This window comes from Acinetobacter sp. ANC 4178 (genome assembly GCF_004331175.1).
Taxonomy (GTDB): Bacteria; Pseudomonadota; Gammaproteobacteria; order Pseudomonadales; family Moraxellaceae; genus Acinetobacter.
The window spans coordinates 312,771-332,171 of record NZ_SJOD01000005.1 but is presented as its reverse complement, the minus strand read 5'-3'; the positions used below and the strand labels follow the sequence as shown (position 1 = coordinate 332,171).

Genomic DNA, 19,401 nt, shown 5'->3' with positions numbered 1-19,401 from the left:
AATGTACAAGGTCCAGACAGCGGTGGTTTTTGGTCTGACACTGGCGGCTTTAAGTGTGACGGGTTGCTATAACAATGAGAGAGCAACTCATGCACAAGAAAATCGTTTGAAAACTGAGTTTTCGGAAAAAGAGCAACAGACCTTAAGAAATAACATGGTGGCTATTCATAGTACTAAAAATGTAGAGGCAATTGCTCAATTGCCTCAAGGTTTTAAGTTTGTAAATGAGGGCTATTTTACTGTTGCTGTGGGGACCAACAGTTTTCCACCCCTCCATGTTTTGGCAGAAGATAACCAGACCCGTATTGGCAGTGAAATTGATATGGCACAGTTAATTGCTGACAGCTTAGGTCTCAAACTTCAGGTGATTCCAAGTTCGTGGGAGAACTGGCCGCTCGGTTTAGCATCGGGAAAATTCGATGCTGTACTCAGCAATATTGCGGTCACAGAACTGCGTAAGCTGAAATACGATTTTGCGACTTATCGTCAGGACATGTTGGCTTTTTATGTGACTAAAGACAGCAAAATTCAAACGATTAAAACGCCTGATGATATTGCGGGACTCAAAATCGTGGTTGGTTCTGGCACTAATCAGGAACGACTGCTGTTGAACTGGATTGAAAACAATCAGCAAAAAGGGCTGAACCCAGCACAGCCTATTTATTTGGAAGACGGTGCAGCCGCAGCTTTGGCATTGCAATCTGGTCGTGTCGATGCCTACCTCATTCCCAATGTGATGGGTGTCTGGCAACAAGCCAATGGTGCCAATATTAAAGCCGTTGGCGAATTAGATGGAACATGGTCAGTTGCTGTTGCTGTGAAAAAGGGTACAGGCTTGGTGAATGCTGTTCAAGCATCTATAAACGGGGTCATTGCGAATGGGACATATAGCCAAGCCCTATCACGTTGGAGTTTACAAAATGAAGGAATTCCACAATCAGTGATTAACCCACTGATTCAGGATAAATAAGAGGTCATTATGCAAGAAAAATTTATCCAAATGCCTGTTGATGTGCCTGAAGCACAGCCTTTACTGGATCAGTTATTTGCTGAATATGAAGAAATTTATGGTGATTTTTTTTCACGTCAAGATGCTCAAGTCATTGATGAACGTAAAAAAGCCACACATCGGGAACGCTATGAAGGGGCGGAAGATTTTTTACCGCCACATGGATTGTTTGTGGTGCTGAAACGTGATGATGAAGTGATTGCAATGGGTGCCTATAAACGCTATGACGCAGAAACCGCAGAGCTGAAACGTATTTGGTCGCATCAAAATTTACGTAAACAAGGGCTGGCTGCAAAAATAGTTAAAGAGCTAGAACGAAGTGCGCTTGCTGCGGGGTATAGCAAAATTTTTCTCACTACAGGGTTTAAGCAAATTCCAGCCGTGAAATTGTATTTGAGCTTAGGTTATGAACCTCAGTTTGAACTCACTCCAGATTTTAATTTTGATCGATACATTGGTGCGCCTTTATACGGTGGACTTCCTTTTAGAAAGACTTTACTGCAAAAGGAGGTCGCATGAGTTTAGAACATTATAAAATCGTTCCAGCACGTCATCCACTGCGCTACATTGGTGTCGCATTTTCGATATTAATTATTGCAGTGGTTGCTGAGTCGATTTTTTCCAACAAAAACTGGGGTTGGCCTGTTTTTAGACAGTGGTTCTTTGACCCTGCGATTCTTCAGGGCTTGTTGATGACGCTGAAACTGACCTTTTGGTCAATCGTGTTTAGTTTAATTTTGGGCACCATTGTAGCCATGATGAGACTGTCTTCCTCATGGTTAATTCGCTCATTGGCATGGGTGTATATCTGGATGTTCAGATCATTACCACTGCTGTTGGTGTTGATTATTCTCTATAACTTTTCTTATTTATATGAATATATCAATGTCGGTGTACCGTTTACTGACACGGTCTTTGCCCAGTTTAAAACCATCAATGCACTGGATCAGTTCTCAACGGCTTTAGTTGGTTTGGTGATTGTACAAAGTGCTTATACAGCCGAAGTCATCCGAGGCGGTATTTTGTCTGTTGATCATGGTCAATTTGAAGCAGCAGCAGCATTGGGTTTGTCATGGTGGCGCCGTACGACACGGATTATTTTACCGCAATCCATTCGCAGTATTATTCCAGCGATTATCAACGAATGTGTCGGTTTATCTAAAGGCACATCAATTGTGTATGTTTTGGCAATGCCTGAACTTTTTTATACCGTGCAAATGATCTATAACCGCAACCAAGAAGTGATTCCGTTGTTGATGGTTGCCGCCGTTTGGTACGTAATCGTCACTAGCGTATTTTCCATCGTGCAATGGTATATCGAAAAAATATTGGCAAAAGGCGAGCGGAAATCAGCCATTAATAGTTTTGCTTTTTTCAAGAAAACGCAGCCACACACGACTCAACCGCGTATAGGAGCTAGTTATGATCATTAATCAAGCAACATCTCCTGCAAATGGTCATATCCAAGTGAGCCACGTATTTAAAAACTATGCGGGACATGCGGCATTACACGATATTAGCCTTGATATTCCTGCGGGTTCTGTCACGGTAATTATTGGCCCTTCAGGGTCGGGTAAATCAACTTTATTACGCACTATTAATCATTTAGAACGTGTAGATGCAGGATTTATTCAAATTGATGATGAGTTTATCGGCTATCGGAAAAAAGGCGATAAACTTTATGAATTAAAAGAACGAGATATTTTAAAACAGCGTAAATCTGTGGGTTATGTGTTTCAGAACTTTAATTTATTTCCACATTTAAATGTTTTGCAAAATATTATTGAAGCACCCTTAGCACATAAAAAACTGAGTAAAGATCAAGCAATTGTAAAAGCCAATCAATTATTGGGTTTAGTGGGGCTTCGAGATAAGGTTGCAGCATGGCCTAAACAACTTTCTGGGGGGCAACAGCAGCGTGTAGCGATTGCCAGAGCTTTAGCCTTAGACCCCAAAGTGATTTTATTTGATGAACCTACTTCTGCTCTAGACCCTGAGCTGGTAGGGGAAGTCTTGAATGTAATCAAAAACTTGGCGAAATTAGGTAAAACCATGGTGATTGTAACGCATGAAATTGCTTTTGCACGAGAAGTTGCCGACCATGTGGTGTTTATGGATCAAGGCAGAATTGTTGAACAAGGAACAGTTCAACAGGTTCTGGAACATCCCAAAGAAGAGCGGACTCAAAACTTTTTATCTCGGGTTTTATAAATTTAAGTCTTATTTTTTATGATATATATTTTAATGTTATATATTAAAAATCGTTAGTGAATTATAAAACTAACGATTTTTTTATAAGTTTAATTTGTTGATAAGGTATGATTAAATCCATATAAATAGAATAAATTTCATCCTTTATAATCATTTTAAATTTCTTTTTAATAGTGATTAAAATGAGCAGATTAATTTATTTGGATTATGCAGCAACAACACCTATTCTTCCTGAAATTACGCAAGCAATGATTCGATGTTTGTCCTTAGACGGCGATTTCGGAAATCCTGCTTCGCAGTCGCATCATTATGGTTGGGATGCGGCAAAACATATCACCACGTCTAGACAACATGTTGCTGATTTAATCCATGCAAATGCTCAAGAAATTATTTGGACCTCAGGTGCGACAGAGTCAAATAACCTTGCAATCAAAGGCACTTTAGATGCCTATAAAAATCAAAATAAACACATTATTACCAGCAAAATAGAGCATAAGGCCGTGTTAGATACTTGTGCAGAGCTAGAAAGCCTCGGTTTTCAAGTCACTTACTTACAGCCTGAATTGGGTACGGGGCTGATTCGTCCAGAACAGGTCGCACAAGCCATTCAACCCAATACAGTTTTGATCTCGTTGATGATGGTGAATAACGAAATTGGCACCTTAACGGACATTCAAGCGATTGGTCATATTGCACATCAGCATCAAATTTTATTTCACGTTGATGCTGCGCAAGCGGCGGGAAAGGCTGAGATTGATGTACAGGCGATGCAGATTGATTTACTCAGTCTATCTGCACATAAAATCTATGGACCCAAAGGCATTGGTGCGCTCTATGTTCGTCAAGATATTCAAAAACACATCAAGACCCAAATTCATGGCGGTGGGCATGAGCAAGGCTTACGTTCGGGAACTTTAGCCACCCATCAAATTGTGGGTATGGGAGAAGCGTGCCGACTGGCTAAATTAGCCTTAGGGGATGAACAAAAGCGGATTCAACATCTAAGGAATAAGCTATTGCAAGGTTTACAGGCTTTGACACCCGTGAACTTAAATGGTCATGCTACACAGCATGTCGCAAATTATTTAAATGTGAGTTTTTTAGGCGAACGAGCCCATTCGATTATTGCCGCGATTAAACAGGTTGCCGCAGTTTCAAGTGGTTCAGCTTGTAATTCGCATCATGCAGCACCTTCTCATGTATTAAGTGCTTTAGGACTGAGTGAAAATTTAGCGTCAAACGCGGTACGTTTTAGTTTTGGTGCGTATAGCACACAAGAGCATATCGAAGTGTTAATGCATGAATTGCGTACTCTTTTACAGTCAAGTGAGAAAACACTTCAGTTGTCCTTTGTGTAAGCCCTATGCGGCTATCAATTTAGCACCCGTTTAAAGCGGCACCATTGATCTGGACTTTAAAAGTTTTGAACTAGATGGAGGGCAATTCGATTAAAATAACGGATGTAGATAAGACGATTTTGCAAGGCTTATTCAGCTTGATCCTGTTTCAATGAATAAGCCTGAAAGCGATTGTCCTTTATTTTTATAAAGGTAAGACGTAATTTAATAATGGTTGATTTTTTATTTAAATATTCATCATAGCCATCTAGCCCCAATTTCAAGCAAAGCCCGTGGTTGTCCCAAATAAGATGAACCTATTGTCAGTAGAATAGGGCGGTGTCATAGCGCATCTTATGTATCTTGTCTTGATGTGGCATCGAGAGCAATAATCATATCAGCACACAAGATTTTAATTTGTATACTAGCGGGAAATGAAATAAATAGGATAAAAAGAGCGTTGGCAATTCAATCTTTTGGGGGAGATATGAGCCGCAGAGCCTATTTAATTTGGTTGATTGTGATTATTGCAGGGCTAATTTATTGGTGGAAGCCAAGTCCTAGTATTGAAAATGCTCAAGATTATCAAAGAGTCAGTGACACAGTTCAAAGCTTTAATGGTTATACCATGACCAATTTGGCTGATTATGAAGGACAATTTCGGGTTTTATCACGGGAAAACTATCGTTCAGGACGCGAAGCAGAGCTTAGCCCAGTCGATTTTGCACTTGGTTGGGGAGAAATGGCTGATCCTGCGGTGTATAAACAGCTTTCGATTCGTCAAAGTAATCGTTGGTATTACTGGCGTTATGAAAATCAACCACCGATTCCACGCCAAGAGATTGAAACACACAGTGCCAATACACATTTAATTCCTGCCAATGCATCCATTGCAAAACAACTGGCAGATGTTGATCAAGATGACCTGATTTATTTAAAGGGACATTTGGTCGAAGTGAAATCGGCAGATGGTTGGACGTGGCGCAGTTCACTGAGTCGTGAAGATACAGGGAATGGGGCCTGTGAGCTGATGTTGGTGGAAGAAGTGAGGGAGCTTTAGGGTGTTGACCCTCTGGGCTTAAAGGGAATGGGTAGATGATCTAGACAGTATAATGCATTAAAAAGGTGATCCTGAATGACCACCTTTCTTCATATCATGTTAATTAGAGTTTTTCATTTTGTTGCTTCCATTGGCTTTGGATTTGCTTGGCAAACTTAGGATAGTCCTGAATAAAACGAACATGGAGTTCTACGCCTGTTTTCAGGGTGGCATCGTCAACCATAAAATATGGATTATGGTTTGGTGCAGCCTGCTCCATTTTTTGTGATGGAGCTGTTGCACCTAAAAAAACAAAAAGGGAAGGCATGAGTTGGCCATAATATGAAAAGTCTTCGCTGGCACTCGCATTATTATTGAGGACATGCAGTTTATCTTCACCTGCAACCTGTTTGAGTGTCGGTTGCATCAGTCTGGTTAACGTTGGATTGTTTGACGTGACAGGTGCATAGGCAGCAATTTCGACTTTTGCCTGTACATCATTGGCTAAAGCATTGTGTTCTAACATGATGGGGATATTTTTTAATAGGTTCTGGCGAATGTCTTCATTGTTGGAGCGGATGGTGCCGACCATATTAACTTGCTCTGGGATAACATTGCCTGTTGTTCCAGCCTGAATACTGCCAATACTAATCACACCCATCCCTTGTGTAAGATTGGATCTGCGGCTAATCAGACTTTGTAAATTGTTAATCATTTGTGAAGCTGCATAAATCGGGTCACGACCATCCCAAGGCATAGAACCATGAACTTGTTTTCCATTGACTTGAATGCGCAGGTGATCCGCACTATTAAGCATCACACCTTCTTTATAAAAGAGATTGTTACTTGGCATGCCCGCCATCACATGCAAGCCAAAGATTACTTCGGGTCTAGGATTTCTAAGTGCACCATCTGCAATCATTTTACGTGAACCAATTTCAGCACCTTGCGTGAAATTGTCTATATCAGCGCCACCTTCTTCGGCAGGCTGGAAAATAAAAACAACTGTTCCTACAAGTTTATCTCGATGATCAGCTAATACTTTAGCAGCACCAAGTAACATCGCCGTATGGGCATCATGCCCACAAGCATGCATGACAGAAACTTCTTTGCCTTGATAAGTAGCTTTGGTTTTACTGGCAAAAGGGAGCTGAGTTTTTTCTTCTATAGGCAATGCATCCATGTCTGCGCGTAATGCCATGGTTGGACCGGGTTTTCCACCTTTTAATATGCCAATCACACCAGTTTTCGCAAATCCTGTTTTCACCTCTATGCCATAAGATTTTAGTTGCTGCTGCACCAGTTTAGATGTTTCAAACTCCATGTTCCCCAGTTCTGGATGCTGATGAATGTGATGGCGAAGTTGAATAGTCTGCGCCTCATTTTTTTCGACCGCAGTATGAACCCAATCGGCAAAACTTAAGGGACTACAGAGTAGAAGCGATGTAACAAAACAGGACAGTCGAAATGGTTTCATGCAATACACAGCCTTGTGATCATTCATTATTGAACTGTAAAACATGCCATTGTGCTGAAGATAAGGCAAAAACCCTATAGGTATATTTTTTGATTTTTAAAGTATTGGTTTATATTGTGAATGCTCGAACTTATCATTAGATAGACGAGTTGTTGGCTCAAATAACCGCTATTTTCGAGTTTTATTTAAAAGAAAAAGGGAGAATAAATCTCCCTTTATTTATTTCTCTTTCGGTTCTGGTGGTGTCATCCCAAACTGTAAATACGCCATATTGGTGGCAATACGACCACGCGCAGTCCGCATTACATAACCTTGTTGAATTAAATATGGCTCAATCACATCTTCCAATGTGCCTGAATCTTCAGCCATGGCAGCAGCTAAGGCTTCAATACCTGCGGGACCACCATCAAATCGCTCAAGCAGCATGCTTAAATAACGGCGGTCTAGAGTATCTAAACCGTCTTTATCAACATTGAGCATATCGAGTGCACGTTGTGCCATGTCTTGGGTCACTTCACCTGTACCTTTCACTTGCGCATAGTCACGAACTCGACGTAGCAAACGGTTAGCAATACGTGGTGTTCCGCGTGCGCGGCGCGCAATTTCTGCCGAGCCTTCACGGGTAATCGGCACATCCATTAAATTGGCAGAACGCGTGACAATATGGGTTAAATCGGCCACCGAGTAAAATTCAAGACGTTGTACAATCCCGAAACGGTCACGTAGTGGAGACGTCAATAAGCCTGCACGTGTAGTCGCTGCGACAAGGGTAAAAGGGGGTAAATCCAATTTAATTGAGCGGGCTGCTGGACCTTCACCAATCATGATATCGAGTTGGTAATCTTCCATTGCAGGGTACAGAATTTCTTCAATGACTGGTGAAAGACGATGAATTTCATCAATGAACAGCACATCGCCTTCTTCAAGATTGGTCAGCATAGCAGCCAAATCACCTGCACGTTCTAATACAGGTCCTGAAGTCGATTTCAAGTTTCCGCCCATTTCGCGCGCAATAATATTGGCCAGTGTGGTTTTACCCAAGCCAGGTGGACCAAAAATCAAGGTATGGTCAAGTGCTTCTGCACGACCGCGTGCGGCACCAATAAAGATTTCCATTTGTTCGCGTACCACAGGTTGACCAATATAGTCATCTAGCGAGGTGGGACGGATGGCACGATCGATATGATCTTCGGGTTTTTCGGAACCACCGATGAGACGGTCTTGCATAGGTTTGACTTCAAATTAATACATTTTTTAAAACAAGAAACATGCAGTAAGCATGGTGGTGTCTTTTCAATAATATTTTTGCTTAGGGAATTACCTGCGGTTCGCCTTACTTTTGTTTTGGCAAAAGTAAGCAAAACCATTGTCATTCGCAAAACTCGTTGAATGAAAGTTCGTATCGACTATATCGCAGAAACTTTATTGTGCATATGTTTCCTGCCTCGAACAGTTGCGAATGACGTTCGCGCGTATCAAATACGACTTTGAATTGAGTACTTATTTATTCATCGACTTGAGTGCAGCACGAATAATGTCGCTGGCTTCCGTAAACTCACCTTTCGCCGCATTCACCAATTTCTGTGCTTCTAGGGGTTTGTAGCCTAATGATTGTAAGGCAGCTTCTGCTTCGGCAACGGCTGAATTCCCTGTAAATTGGATTTGTTCTGTCGTTGAGTTGCTTGGAACTGTACCTGTAGACATGGCTTTAAAACGGTCACGTAATTCAATCATTAGGCGTTCAGCAGTCTTTTTACCCACACCAGGGACTTTAACCAGTGTATTCACATCTTCATGTTCAACAGTATGAATCAGCATATCTACGCTTAAAGTCGAAAGAATCCCCAAAGCCATTTTGGGGCCGACACCATTCACTTTTAACAGTGTACGGAAGATGAGTTTTTCTTGCTGATGTAAAAAACCATACAATAATTGTGCATCTTCACGAACTGCCAAATGCGTCCACAACGTGACTTTTTGTCCTTTTTGTAATTGGCAAAATGTCGATAAAGGCGTGTCAATCTCATAGCCAACGCCGTTGACATTGAGCAGTACGGTCGGGGCTTCGAGGGCAAACACTTCGCCAATTAAACATCCAATCATTTTTAAAGCTTCACTATTTTAGGTGTATACGGTTGCCAGTAGGACAGTTGTGCTTTTAAGCTTACTTATTTAAAAGTCATGTTAAAAGCATGTTTATCTTTAATATGGGTTACATCAAACCAGACTTATTGCCTTGCAATTCTTGTGAAAGATTATAGGCTTGATGATCTGAAAATTTTGAAATAATATCCAGTACTTGCATAATATTTTCATAATGATTGTTGCCAAAACGCGCACCTGAACGTTGTAAAATAGTAAACAGGCGTTGCTCCTTAAAACTTAATGTTTTATGTGGCGTCGTAAGCGGAATGAAGGCATCTAGAATATTCTGCAAACTTTGATGTGCAATAATTTCTAATCCCGCTTTTTGTGGATGTTCAAAAATTTTATCGCGCGCCAGTTCTTTAGCACGGTTAATTCCTAACTCGATATCTTCGGCACAGTATTGTAATAGGCTACCTTTGAGCTGCCCAGTCAGAATTTCATAATGATGTTTGGCAAAGGCGGTTGTGACCTCATCCACCAGACGTTTCATCACCCGACCACGCAATGCTGCAATTTTTTGCTGCCAAGTCGTATCCATCGAAAGTTCAGAAGGTTTGCCATAGTCTGCAATTAAATCGAGAAAAATGGGTTCGACTTCTTCATAGCTGAGCATATTTAAAATAATGCCATCTTCTAAATCAATCAGAGCATAGCAAATATCGTCTGCGGCTTCTAATAAATAGGTCAGGGGATGACGGCAATAACGATCCTTTGCCAACTGGATTAGACCAAGTTGCTCTGCAATTTGCCCCAAGATTTCTTTTTCAGACTGATAACAGCCAAATTTGGCACGCATGCTGGCAGGAGTATTGCCTTGTTCGGCAATAGTTTTGGACAACCAAGGATATTTTAAGTATGCACCTAAAGTGGCATAGGTTAAACGCATGCCACCATCATTGGGATGATAGTCAATTTTGGTCAGTAGCCGTAAACCTTGTGCATTACCTTCGAATTGACGTACATCAGCTTCTTCTTCTGGGGTAAGTTTTGCCAAAAAATTACCATGAGAGGCATCATCAAACCACTCTCGAATGGCATATTCTCCTGCATGCCCAAAAGGGGGATTCCCAATGTCGTGTGCCAAACAAGCCGCTTGAATAATAGCGCCAACATCGGCAGGAGAAATCCAGACGGGGAGTTCGTCTTTTATTTTCTCAGCTGCGAGCATGCCGAGAGAGCGACCTATACAAGAGACTTCAAGTGAATGTGTAAGGCGCGTATGGATACCATCATGTTGCGTTAGGGGGTGGACTTGGGTTTTACGATTGAGCTGTCTAAAACTTTGCGAAAAAATAATGCGATCATAATCTTTATGAAAAGGGCTTCGTGCTTGTTCTGTACTTTGTTTTTTACGACCAATGCGAACTGTGGAAAGCAGTTCTAACCAACGCATTTGTTCCATGTATTATGTTTCATAGAAGGATTGTTTAAATCATGCCAAAAAATGTTGGGTTGCACTAGAGCAGTGCGACACGATTTGTCGGTTGGAATGTAAATAAACTGGAGTTGCGGTTTCAGTTGAAAGATCGAGGGGTGTAGAGGGATTTTGATTGTATTTTGAGCATCAGCCAATCTTTTCTATGAAAAAAATCACACTATTTCAGCTTTAGTAGTCAATCTAGTTATTTATTTTTAAGTCATTTTATCTAAAAAAGTGTAATAAAGTGGTTGTAAGTGAAATTCTTGCAGGATTAGGTTACATAATCAGGGTTATCCATCTAGCTGATTTGACCTTTTCACAGTAGAATATGTGCTCTCTTCAAAGTCACATTGCGGTAAAGTTCAAAAGACTTGCCCGTGGAGCCAAAATCAGCATGTTTATCGTGGCCGGTGCACCAGCACATTCTTCTTTTAAGCAAACACAACTATTATCACGTCTATCGTCAATTAGTTCTGTTCAATCAATAGAAAGCCAATGGGTCTATCTGTTTGACCAAGCGCTCAACGAGCAACAGCAGCAATCTGCTTTACAATTATTAAATGAAGGCGAAGTCTTCCAAATTCGCCAAGCCGCGAATGATGAAGTCCAAATTTTGGTGACGCCTCGTGTCGGTACAATTTCACCGTGGTCTTCTAAAGCGACGGATATTTTTGCCAACTGTAATACCCCGATACACCGCCTTGAACGCGGTGTTTTGTTTACTTTAAAAGGTATTTCTGAAGTATCGAATGAAGTAAAGCTGGCGTTACACGACCGCATGACTGAGAGCGTATTCAGCAGTATTGATGATGCTGTAGCATTATTTCAAGAAACTGCACCAAAACCTTTAAATTCAATTGATATTTTGGGTGAAGGTAAACAGGCACTGGTACAAGCCAATTCAGAATTTGGTTTTGCTTTGTCTGATGAAGAAATTGATTATTTAACGGCTGCTTTTAATAAGCTTGGTCGTAATCCGCATGACATCGAACTGATGATGTTTGCTCAAGCAAACTCAGAGCACTGCCGTCATAAGATTTTCGGTTCTGAGTGGACGATTGATGGTGAAGTACAACCATTATCATTATTCCAAATGATTAAAAATACTTATAAAGAATCACCAACTGACGTTTTATCTGCCTATAAAGATAACGCATCGGTGATTGTGGGTTATGACACACAACGTTTCTACCCGAAAAAAGACGAAGACACCGGTCACTATACGTATAAGTATAAGAGCCAAGCCGCGCACATCCTGATGAAGGTGGAAACCCACAACCACCCGACAGCGATTGCACCATTTGCAGGCGCAGCAACAGGTTCGGGCGGTGAAATCCGTGATGAAGGTGCGACAGGTCGTGGTGGTAAGCCAAAAGCAGGCTTAACAGGCTTTACTGTATCGAACTTGAACATCCCAGGATTTGAACAACCGTGGGAAGAAAACTACGGTAAACCATCGCGTATGGCATCTCCACTTCAAATCATGATTGAAGGTCCATTGGGTGGTGCGGCGTTTAACAACGAATTTGGTCGTCCTGCATTAAATGGTTATTTCCGTACTTTCGAACAGAACGTCAATGGTGAAGTGAAAGGCTTCCATAAGCCAATCATGATTGCAGGTGGTTACGGTAATATTCGTCCTGACCATGTCGAAAAAGATGCGATCCAACCGGGCGATTTACTGATCGTTTTAGGCGGTCCAGCGATGCTGATCGGTCTTGGTGGTGGTGCTGCATCATCTGTAGACAGCGGTACGATGGGTGAAAGCCTAGACTTCGCTTCGGTACAACGTGAAAACCCAGAAATGGAACGCCGTTGCCAAGAAGTGATTGATACTTGCTGGCGCATGGAAAATGAAAACCCGATTGTGTCTGTACATGACGTGGGCGCGGGTGGTATTTCCAATGCCATGCCTGAGTTAGTTAATGACCACGAACTCGGTGCTATTTTAGATCTTCGTAAGATTCCTTCGCTTGAATCAGGCATGTCTCCAATGGAGATTTGGTCAAACGAAGCGCAAGAACGTTATGTACTCGCGATCAAACCAGAATCTTTAGCGCTGTTTGAGTCAATTTGTGCGCGTGAACGCTGCCCATTTGCGGTATTGGGTGAAGCGACTGAAGCACGTCAATTGACTGTAAACGATCCATTGTTCGAGAACAAAGCCGTGGATATGCCAATGCAAGTCATGCTTGGCGGTACTCCACGCATGAGCCGTTCATACGAAACCATCGAGCGTAAAGGCGATGATTTTGATGCTGCTCAAGTGGACTTGAAAGACGCGATTTTCCGTGTGTTAAAGAATCCAACAGTTGCCTCTAAATCATTCCTAATCACGATCGGTGACCGCTCGATTACGGGTATGGTTGCGCGTGATCAGCTCGTAGGTCGTTGGCAAGTGCCTGTTGCAGACGCAGCAGTAACAACCACGAGCTTACAAGGTTACACAGGCGAAGCGATGGCAATGGGTGAACGTCCACCTGTGGCATTGTTAAACCCTGCGGCATCTGCACGTTTAGCAGTTGCGGAATCAATTTCAAACATCATGTGTGCCAACATCGAACAGATCAGCGACATTAAGTTGTCTGCAAACTGGATGGCAGCAGCAGGGCAAAAAGGTGAAGACCAAGCCTTATTTGAAGGTGTGAAAGCCATTGGTATGGAAATGTGTCCTGCTTTAGGTATTGCAATTCCTGTTGGTAAAGACTCACTTTCGATGCGGACGACTTGGAATGACGAAGGTCAGGACAAGGCTGTAACTTCTCCGATGAGTGGCGTGATTACCGCATTTGCACCTGTGAATGATGTACGTAAAACATTAACGCCTGAGTTAAAAAATACAGATTCAGTTTTAGTCCGTATTGATTTGTCTAAAGGTCAATTCCGTTTAGGTGGTTCGATCCTTGCGCAAGTGTATAAAGCAATTGGTTCAATCACGCCAGATGTCGATAGTTTTGCTGATTTCAAAGCGTTCTTTGATTTGGTGCAAGACTGGAACAACCGTGGCTTAATTCAAGCTTACCATGACATTGGTGATGGTGGTTTATTGGCAACTGTTGCGGAAATGATGTTTGCTTCACGTTTAGGTGTCGCACTAGAAGATCAGTCTACAGCAGGCTTATTCGCTGAAGAAATTGGTGCAGTGCTTCAAATTAGTACTTCTGACTGGGCGACTCTTGCAGAAGAAGTTGCAGCATCAAGCTTAAAAGATGCGATTTCGGTTGTAGGTTCAGTCAATAACACAGATCAGTTAACTGTAAACGGTTTAACTTTGGCACGTGTTGATTTACAGCAAGCTTGGGCTGAAGTATCTCATCAAATCCAACGTTTACGTGATAACTCTGAAACTGCCGATCAAGAATTTGCCTTAATTGCAGATAACGCGCATCAGGGCATCATCGCACAGCCTACTTTTGATTTGAATGAACCAGTTGAAGCGCCGTTTATTAATTTACGCCGTCCAAGCATGGTGATTTTGCGTGAACAAGGTGTAAATGGCCAAACTGAAATGGCAGCTGCATTTGACAAAGTCGGCTTTAACACAGTCGATGTGCACATGAGCGATTTGCTTGCAGGTCGAGTGGATTTAAATGACTTCGAAGGTTTAGTGGCTTGTGGCGGTTTCTCTTACGGAGATGTCATGGGTGCTGGCGGTGGCTGGGCAAAATCAGTGTTGTTTAACCCGCGCTTACGTGATCAATTTGAGAAATTCTTTAACCGTCAAGAAACATTTACTTTAGGTGTGTGTAACGGTTGTCAAATGATGTCACAACTTGCACCGTTAATTCCTGGCGCAGATGCTTGGCCACGTTTCCATCGCAACACTTCAGAAGTGTTTGAAGCACGTGCAGTGAACGTTCGTATTGAAAAGTCACATTCTGTATTGCTTGAAGGTATGGAAGGTTCGATTCTTCCGATTGCAGTAGCACATGGTGAAGGTCGTGTTGTTGCAACTGCGGATCAATTGGCTGCGTTAAATACGGGCAACCAAGTGACTTTACGTTATGTCGATAGTCACGGTAACCCAACTCAGCACTATCCATTGAACCCGAATGGTTCTCCAGAAGCGATTACAGGTGTAACCTCTAAAGATGGTCGTGCAACCATTATGATGCCGCATCCAGAGCGTAATTTCCGTGCGATACAGCATTCTTGGAAACCTGAAGAGTGGACTGAAGATGGTGCATGGTTACGTATGTTCCGTAACGCACGTAAGTTTATTGGTTAATCCAAAATAAATTGAAAAGCCACCTTCGGGTGGCTTTTTTATGTGGACAAAGGAAACCTGATATTCAGGTGGTTTCATTTAACTTACTTTAAATGCTGCTGCATAAATTGATTAACTTGACGGGTATAGTCGTTATTCTGTCCCAAGTTTCGATTAATTTCGGCATGCGACAAGGGCAGAGGCAAATAGGCTGTGGTTGTGCCTAAAGCTTTGGCTTGTTCAATAAATGAATGTGCCTGTATACAAGGCTGATCAGGACGAATGGTAGAGCAGACTGCCAAAAAAGCTGGTAGTGAATGTTTTAATTGAACTTTAGGGGAAACTAAACGCCAGTTCTCTTTAGAAGCTCCAAAAACACGATCATAAAATTGAGCATGTGGTCTAGACATTAGTGTTTCTAAATCATAGACCGCACTATCTAAGGCAATCGTTGCTTTCCAAGGTTGAGGGAAGTTGCTGATCCAATCTGGATGTGTCGAAAGTAGGGTCACCAGATGTGCACCTGCGGAATGCCCCATAATCACGATTTTGTGATTATCAGCCTGCCAATGTGAGGCATTTTTTTGTACATAGCTGAGGGCATCAGCAATATCTTGAGTTTGCTGTTGCACCGTAACTTTAGGGACGAGGCGATAATTCACTGAAATGACCACCCAACCTCGCTGATTCCAATAGGCTGCTTTAGGTCGAATCAAACCTTGATGAGACTTATCTCCAATACGCCATGCTCCACCATGTACAATCATTAAAATAGGTGCAAGTTTTTGATTTTTTAGGTTTGAATGGTTGGATTTCGGCAGATAGACATCTAGTTTTTGTAAGGTATCTGGCCCATAAGCAATATTACGTATTGTATTTTTTGGCCGAAAAATTTCAAGATTTTGAAAAAAGTTAGCATAGCTAGTCTGTGTATTAAAGAATACGAGCAGGCAGAAAGTGATTAGGGGTGCTATACGTTTCATTGTTATCCCATTTTTTTTCTTGTTTATATTTTACACTGCTGTAGACGCAGTTGTACGACTTTAAAATCATCAGGATAAGGTTCGAAAAATCTTAATTGTGTGAAGCTCTAAAAAGTTGGTGTAAAATTTGCTTAATAAATAATCGAAATATGCAGTTTATTAAAACGATAATAGTGTTGGAGATAGCAAATGATAAAAACAGCAACATATCCGAATAAGATCGTGCTTCAACAAAAGGGCTGGAAATGGTTTTCCATCGTCATTGGTTTACAATTATTTTTCATGCTTGGTTATATTGTTGTGCAAAATTTATAACATGCTTTAAATTCAGCATTTAGAGCCAGAAGAGATGGCTCTAAATGGTTTATAAATTATGCGTTGTTATTTTGGTATTCGGTAATCACTTCTAAAGCTGCACGGAAGGCTTCTTGCGTAGCAGGAGCACCACAATAAGGCAAGCTGTGTAGTAACACTTCCTGAATTTCTTCAACTGTTGCACCATTGTTGAGTGCACCACGAACATGTCCTTTTAGTTCTGTCGGGCTTTTGAGTGCGGTTAAAAAGGCAAGCGTAATCAGCGAGCGATATTTACGCGGTAAAACACCTTCACGCTGCCAAGTTGAGCCCCAAGCATGTTCATTAATCCAATCTTGTAACGGCTGGGTAAAAGGGACGGTATTGTCTTGGGCTCGTTTGACAAAACTTGCGCCCATTACTTCGGTGCGTACTTTTAATCCATTTTCATAATCTTGCTGAGACATCGGTATCGCTCTTCTTCATTAAAAAGTGATAAAAGTTTAACCTTTTATCACTTTGATCTGTATGATTTTTTCAAAACTTGACAGTTAAGCGACAAGTTCTACGGCAATTGCGGTTGCCTCACCACCACCAATACAGAGTGCAGCTACACCTTTGGTTTTACCTAAACGTTTTAATGCATAGATTAACGTTAAAATAATGCGGGAGCCTGAAGAACCCAAGGGATGACCCAATGCGCATGCCCCTCCGTTTACGTTAACTTTTTCAGGGTCAAGATTGAAAGCATCAATCGCTGCCATAGTCACCATAGCAAACGCTTCATTAATTTCCCATAAATCCACATCTTCTACAGACCAACCCGCTTTTTTCAGGACTTTTTCAATTGCAGCCACAGGTGCAATGGTAAATTCTGAAGGGTGCTGTGAGTTGGTTGCTGTAGCACGAATATGTGCCAGTGGGGTTAGACCACGTGTCGCCGCTTGTTCAGCAGACATCACTAACATGGCAGATGCACCATCTGAAATGGAACTTGAGTTGGCTGCGGTGATGGTGCCATCTTTGGCAAAGGCAGGACGTAGGTTCGGAATTTTATCAATATTGGCATTAAGCGGATTTTCGTCCTGTGCCACAACCACTTCGCCTTTGCGGCTCGATACAGTCACGGGTGCAATTTCTGCTTGTAAAAAACCATTTTGAATGGCCGCTTGTGCACGGGTTAAAGAGCGAATTGCAAACGCATCTTGTTGTTCACGAGTGTAGCCTTTTTTATTGGCCATTTTTTGTGCCAGAACCCCCATTGAAAGTCCAGTTTCTGCATCTTCTAGACCTTCTTGGAACATGTGGTCTTTAATTTCACCATGTCCCATTCGGTAACCTGAACGTGCTTTCGGTAGTAAGTAAGGTGCATTACTCATGGATTCCATACCCCCCGCCATGACAATTTCTGCATTACCTGCGCAAATAGCATCAGCCGCTTGCATGACAGCTTTCATGCCAGAACCACAAATTTTATTAATGGTGGTTGCACCAACATGGTCGGGTACGCCAGCAAGACGCATGGCTTGACGAGCTGGAGCTTGTTTTAAGCCTGCAGGCAGAACGCAGCCCATAATCACTTCATCAATATCTTGAGCGGCTACGTTTGCGCGGTTTAAAGTCTCTTGAATAACGGCTGCGCCAAGTTCTGGAGCTGAAAGACTCGATAATGCGCCTTGGAAACTTCCCATTGCAGTACGACTACCAGCAACAATGACGATGTCTTTATTCATGTTTATCTCCGTGTATGAATTTCTATGTTCCATTCGTTTTTATTTAAAAATTCAAGCAGCCGAAGCTGCTTGAATAAATCTGATTTATGCGCTTACAGTTTCTTGAATATCATCGACAATCAATTGTACGCCTGTGACCGCTTGAATTTGTTCTAAGCTGACATCTTTTGCTAGCTCAATCAGTTTCACACCTTGAGGGGTAATATCCAGCACGCCCAAATCACTGATGATACGATTGACTACACCTTGACCCGTCAGTGGTAGGCTACATTGTCCCACTATCTTAGGGCTGCCATCTTTGGCACAGTGTTCCATTAGTACAACGACTTTTTGTACGCCTGCAACCAAGTCCATTGCACCGCCCATGCCTTTGACTTTTTTACCTGGAATCATCCAGTTGGCAAGATCGCCTTGTTCCGAAACTTCCATGGCACCTAAAATGGCGATGTTGACATGACCACCACGGATCATGGCAAAAGATTCAGAGCTTGAGAAAAATGCTGCGCCTTTACGTGCAGTGACAGTTTGTTTACCTGCATTAATCAGGTCGGCATCAACCGTTTCGTGAGTGGGGAATTCACCAATCCCCAATAAACCATTTTCAGACTGTAACCATACATTGATATTTTCTGGAATATAGTTTGCGACTAGTGTGGGTAAACCAATACCTAGATTCACATAAAATCCATCTTCGAGTTCTAGCGCAGCACGTGCAGCCATTTCATTGCGTGTCCAAGCCATGATTAAGCCTCCTGCTTAACGGTAAGTTGTTCGATGCGTTTTTTTGGGGTGGCATTTAAAATAATGCGGTTGACATAGATGCCGGGTAAATGGATGTCATCGGGATCGAGCTCACCAATTTCAACCACATGCTCGACTTCAACTACGGTAAATTTACCTGCCATTGCGCATTCTGGATTAAAGTTACGCGCAGTTTTACGGAAGATCAAATTACCTGCTTTATCTGCTTTGTAGGCTTTGACTAAGGCAACATCTGCTGTTAATGAGTTTTCGAGAATATAAGGTTTGCCATCAAACTCGCGATGTTCTTTACCTTCGGCAATGAGTGTACCGACACCTGTTTGGGTAAAGAAAGCAGGAATACCTGCGCCACCTGCACGTAATTTTTCAGCAAGCGTACCCTGAGGGGTAAGTTCAACTTCGAGTTCGCCATTCAAATATTGACGTTCAAATTCTTTATTTTCACCGACGTAAGATGAAATCATTTTTTTAATTTGTTTGGTTTGTAAGAGTTTGCCTAAACCGAAATCATCGACACCTGCATTGTTGGAAATACAAGTAAGTTCGTTAACCCCAGTTTGTTTGAGCGCTTCAATCAGGGCTTCTGGAATACCACATAAACCAAAACCACCTACAGCAATCGTTTGTCCATTTTGCACGACATCTTGCAAAGCAAGTGTTGCATTTGAATAGAGCTTATTCATATCAACTTCTCTAAATCCCTTAGTTTGTATGCACTCATTATTAGCATTGCTCATGCGTAGAATGAAGTTGAAATTTTCAAACAGTTAATCAGAAAAAC

17 protein-coding genes are annotated in these 19,401 nt (G+C 42.0%); 8 read left to right on the top strand and 9 right to left on the bottom strand.

Annotation, left to right across the window (positions count from 1 at the left end):
- Position 1 precedes the first annotated feature (1 nt).
- The 6 genes from E0H87_RS12530 to E0H87_RS12505 all read left to right on the top strand — a co-directional run bounded on the left by E0H87_RS12530 (position 2) and on the right by E0H87_RS12505 (position 5,617).
- Positions 2–970 (top strand): ABC transporter substrate-binding protein, encoded by a 969-nt coding sequence (locus E0H87_RS12530; protein WP_131323909.1) that lies wholly within the window; start codon positions 2–4, stop codon positions 968–970.
- A 9-nt stretch (positions 971–979) separates the two neighbouring features.
- A complete protein-coding gene (locus E0H87_RS12525) occupies positions 980–1,528 on the top strand; it encodes a GNAT family N-acetyltransferase (protein WP_131323908.1) in 549 nt (182 codons plus the stop codon).
- Positions 1,525–2,442, top strand: coding sequence for an amino acid ABC transporter permease (locus tag E0H87_RS12520; protein WP_119063594.1), 918 nt, complete (start codon positions 1,525–1,527; stop codon positions 2,440–2,442). Before E0H87_RS12525 ends, E0H87_RS12520 begins: the two co-directional genes overlap by 4 nt.
- Complete coding sequence (locus E0H87_RS12515; protein WP_131323907.1) at positions 2,432–3,220, top strand: amino acid ABC transporter ATP-binding protein; 789 nt, start codon at positions 2,432–2,434, stop codon at positions 3,218–3,220. The genes E0H87_RS12520 and E0H87_RS12515 overlap by 11 nt, the downstream gene beginning before the upstream one ends.
- A 182-nt stretch (positions 3,221–3,402) precedes the next feature.
- Positions 3,403–4,578 (top strand): aminotransferase class V-fold PLP-dependent enzyme, encoded by a 1,176-nt coding sequence (locus E0H87_RS12510; protein ID WP_131323906.1) that lies wholly within the window; start codon positions 3,403–3,405, stop codon positions 4,576–4,578.
- A 466-nt stretch (positions 4,579–5,044) separates the two neighbouring features.
- A complete protein-coding gene (locus E0H87_RS12505) occupies positions 5,045–5,617 on the top strand; it encodes a hypothetical protein (protein ID WP_131323905.1) in 573 nt (190 codons plus the stop codon).
- 103 nt (positions 5,618–5,720) lie between these two features.
- Here E0H87_RS12505 and E0H87_RS12500 read toward each other — a convergent pair whose 3' ends face one another.
- The 4 genes from E0H87_RS12500 to E0H87_RS12485 all read right to left on the bottom strand — a co-directional run bounded on the left by E0H87_RS12500 (position 5,721) and on the right by E0H87_RS12485 (position 10,623).
- Entirely contained in the window at positions 5,721–7,073 is a 1,353-nt protein-coding gene (locus E0H87_RS12500) for an amidohydrolase (protein WP_131323904.1), read from the bottom strand.
- A 219-nt stretch (positions 7,074–7,292) separates the two neighbouring features.
- Positions 7,293–8,300, bottom strand: a complete 1,008-nt coding sequence (ruvB, locus tag E0H87_RS12495) for a Holliday junction branch migration DNA helicase RuvB (protein WP_044739349.1) — start codon at positions 8,298–8,300, stop codon at positions 7,293–7,295.
- Between the two features lie 273 nt (positions 8,301–8,573).
- Positions 8,574–9,176 (bottom strand): Holliday junction branch migration protein RuvA, encoded by a 603-nt coding sequence (gene ruvA, locus E0H87_RS12490; RefSeq protein WP_131323903.1) that lies wholly within the window; start codon positions 9,174–9,176, stop codon positions 8,574–8,576.
- A gap of 109 nt (positions 9,177–9,285) precedes the next feature.
- The gene (locus E0H87_RS12485; RefSeq protein ID WP_131323902.1) at positions 9,286–10,623 is read right to left on the bottom strand and encodes a deoxyguanosinetriphosphate triphosphohydrolase; all 1,338 of its coding nucleotides are present in this window, start codon (positions 10,621–10,623) and stop codon (positions 9,286–9,288) included.
- A gap of 412 nt (positions 10,624–11,035) precedes the next feature.
- Here E0H87_RS12485 and purL point away from each other — a divergent pair, with 412 nt between their 5' ends.
- Positions 11,036–14,869 carry a phosphoribosylformylglycinamidine synthase gene (purL, locus tag E0H87_RS12480; RefSeq protein WP_131323901.1) on the top strand — a complete coding sequence of 1,278 codons (3,834 nt, stop codon included), beginning with the start codon at positions 11,036–11,038 and terminating at the stop codon, positions 14,867–14,869.
- A gap of 83 nt (positions 14,870–14,952) precedes the next feature.
- On the opposite strand, the gene E0H87_RS12475 is transcribed toward purL, so the two are convergent.
- Positions 14,953–15,831 carry an alpha/beta hydrolase gene (locus E0H87_RS12475; protein ID WP_131323900.1) on the bottom strand — a complete coding sequence of 293 codons (879 nt, stop codon included), beginning with the start codon at positions 15,829–15,831 and terminating at the stop codon, positions 14,953–14,955.
- A 189-nt stretch (positions 15,832–16,020) separates the two neighbouring features.
- Here E0H87_RS12475 and E0H87_RS16265 point away from each other — a divergent pair, with 189 nt between their 5' ends.
- Positions 16,021–16,146, top strand: coding sequence for a KGW motif small protein (locus E0H87_RS16265; RefSeq protein WP_264757392.1), 126 nt, complete (start codon positions 16,021–16,023; stop codon positions 16,144–16,146).
- A gap of 56 nt (positions 16,147–16,202) precedes the next feature.
- On the opposite strand, the gene E0H87_RS12470 is transcribed toward E0H87_RS16265, so the two are convergent.
- The 4 genes from E0H87_RS12470 to E0H87_RS12455 form a co-directional block, all read right to left on the bottom strand.
- Positions 16,203–16,592: a carboxymuconolactone decarboxylase family protein gene (locus E0H87_RS12470; RefSeq protein ID WP_131323899.1), complete on the bottom strand. Its 390-nt coding sequence runs from the start codon at positions 16,590–16,592 to the stop codon at positions 16,203–16,205.
- Positions 16,593–16,676: 84 nt separating this feature from the next.
- A complete protein-coding gene (locus E0H87_RS12465; RefSeq protein ID WP_131323898.1) occupies positions 16,677–17,858 on the bottom strand; it encodes a thiolase family protein in 1,182 nt (393 codons plus the stop codon).
- Between the two features lie 84 nt (positions 17,859–17,942).
- Positions 17,943–18,599, bottom strand: coding sequence for a CoA transferase subunit B (locus tag E0H87_RS12460; RefSeq protein WP_131323897.1), 657 nt, complete (start codon positions 18,597–18,599; stop codon positions 17,943–17,945).
- Positions 18,600–18,601: 2 nt separating this feature from the next.
- Positions 18,602–19,303 (bottom strand): CoA transferase subunit A, encoded by a 702-nt coding sequence (locus tag E0H87_RS12455; RefSeq protein WP_131323896.1) that lies wholly within the window; start codon positions 19,301–19,303, stop codon positions 18,602–18,604.
- Positions 19,304–19,401 lie beyond the last annotated feature (98 nt).

Excerpts from the sequence above, each read along its gene's own strand:
- E0H87_RS12530 (WP_131323909.1), top strand. The coding sequence starts at position 2 with ATGTACAAGGTCCAGACAGCGGTGGTTTTTGGTCTGACACTGGCGGCT.
- E0H87_RS12525 (WP_131323908.1), top strand. The coding sequence starts at position 980 with ATGCAAGAAAAATTTATCCAAATGCCTGTTGATGTGCCTGAAGCACAG.
- E0H87_RS12520 (WP_119063594.1), top strand. The coding sequence starts at position 1,525 with ATGAGTTTAGAACATTATAAAATCGTTCCAGCACGTCATCCACTGCGC.
- E0H87_RS12515 (WP_131323907.1), top strand. The coding sequence starts at position 2,432 with ATGATCATTAATCAAGCAACATCTCCTGCAAATGGTCATATCCAAGTG.
- E0H87_RS12510 (WP_131323906.1), top strand. The coding sequence starts at position 3,403 with ATGAGCAGATTAATTTATTTGGATTATGCAGCAACAACACCTATTCTT.
- E0H87_RS12505 (WP_131323905.1), top strand. The coding sequence starts at position 5,045 with ATGAGCCGCAGAGCCTATTTAATTTGGTTGATTGTGATTATTGCAGGG.
- E0H87_RS12500 (WP_131323904.1), bottom strand. The coding sequence starts at position 7,073 with ATGAAACCATTTCGACTGTCCTGTTTTGTTACATCGCTTCTACTCTGT.
- ruvB (WP_044739349.1), bottom strand. The coding sequence starts at position 8,300 with ATGCAAGACCGTCTCATCGGTGGTTCCGAAAAACCCGAAGATCATATC.
- ruvA (WP_131323903.1), bottom strand. The coding sequence starts at position 9,176 with ATGATTGGATGTTTAATTGGCGAAGTGTTTGCCCTCGAAGCCCCGACC.
- E0H87_RS12485 (WP_131323902.1), bottom strand. The coding sequence starts at position 10,623 with ATGGAACAAATGCGTTGGTTAGAACTGCTTTCCACAGTTCGCATTGGT.
- purL (WP_131323901.1), top strand. The coding sequence starts at position 11,036 with ATGTTTATCGTGGCCGGTGCACCAGCACATTCTTCTTTTAAGCAAACA.
- E0H87_RS12475 (WP_131323900.1), bottom strand. The coding sequence starts at position 15,831 with ATGAAACGTATAGCACCCCTAATCACTTTCTGCCTGCTCGTATTCTTT.
- E0H87_RS16265 (WP_264757392.1), top strand. The coding sequence starts at position 16,021 with ATGATAAAAACAGCAACATATCCGAATAAGATCGTGCTTCAACAAAAG.
- E0H87_RS12470 (WP_131323899.1), bottom strand. The coding sequence starts at position 16,592 with ATGTCTCAGCAAGATTATGAAAATGGATTAAAAGTACGCACCGAAGTA.
- E0H87_RS12465 (WP_131323898.1), bottom strand. The coding sequence starts at position 17,858 with ATGAATAAAGACATCGTCATTGTTGCTGGTAGTCGTACTGCAATGGGA.
- E0H87_RS12460 (WP_131323897.1), bottom strand. The coding sequence starts at position 18,599 with ATGGCTTGGACACGCAATGAAATGGCTGCACGTGCTGCGCTAGAACTC.
- E0H87_RS12455 (WP_131323896.1), bottom strand. The coding sequence starts at position 19,303 with ATGAATAAGCTCTATTCAAATGCAACACTTGCTTTGCAAGATGTCGTG.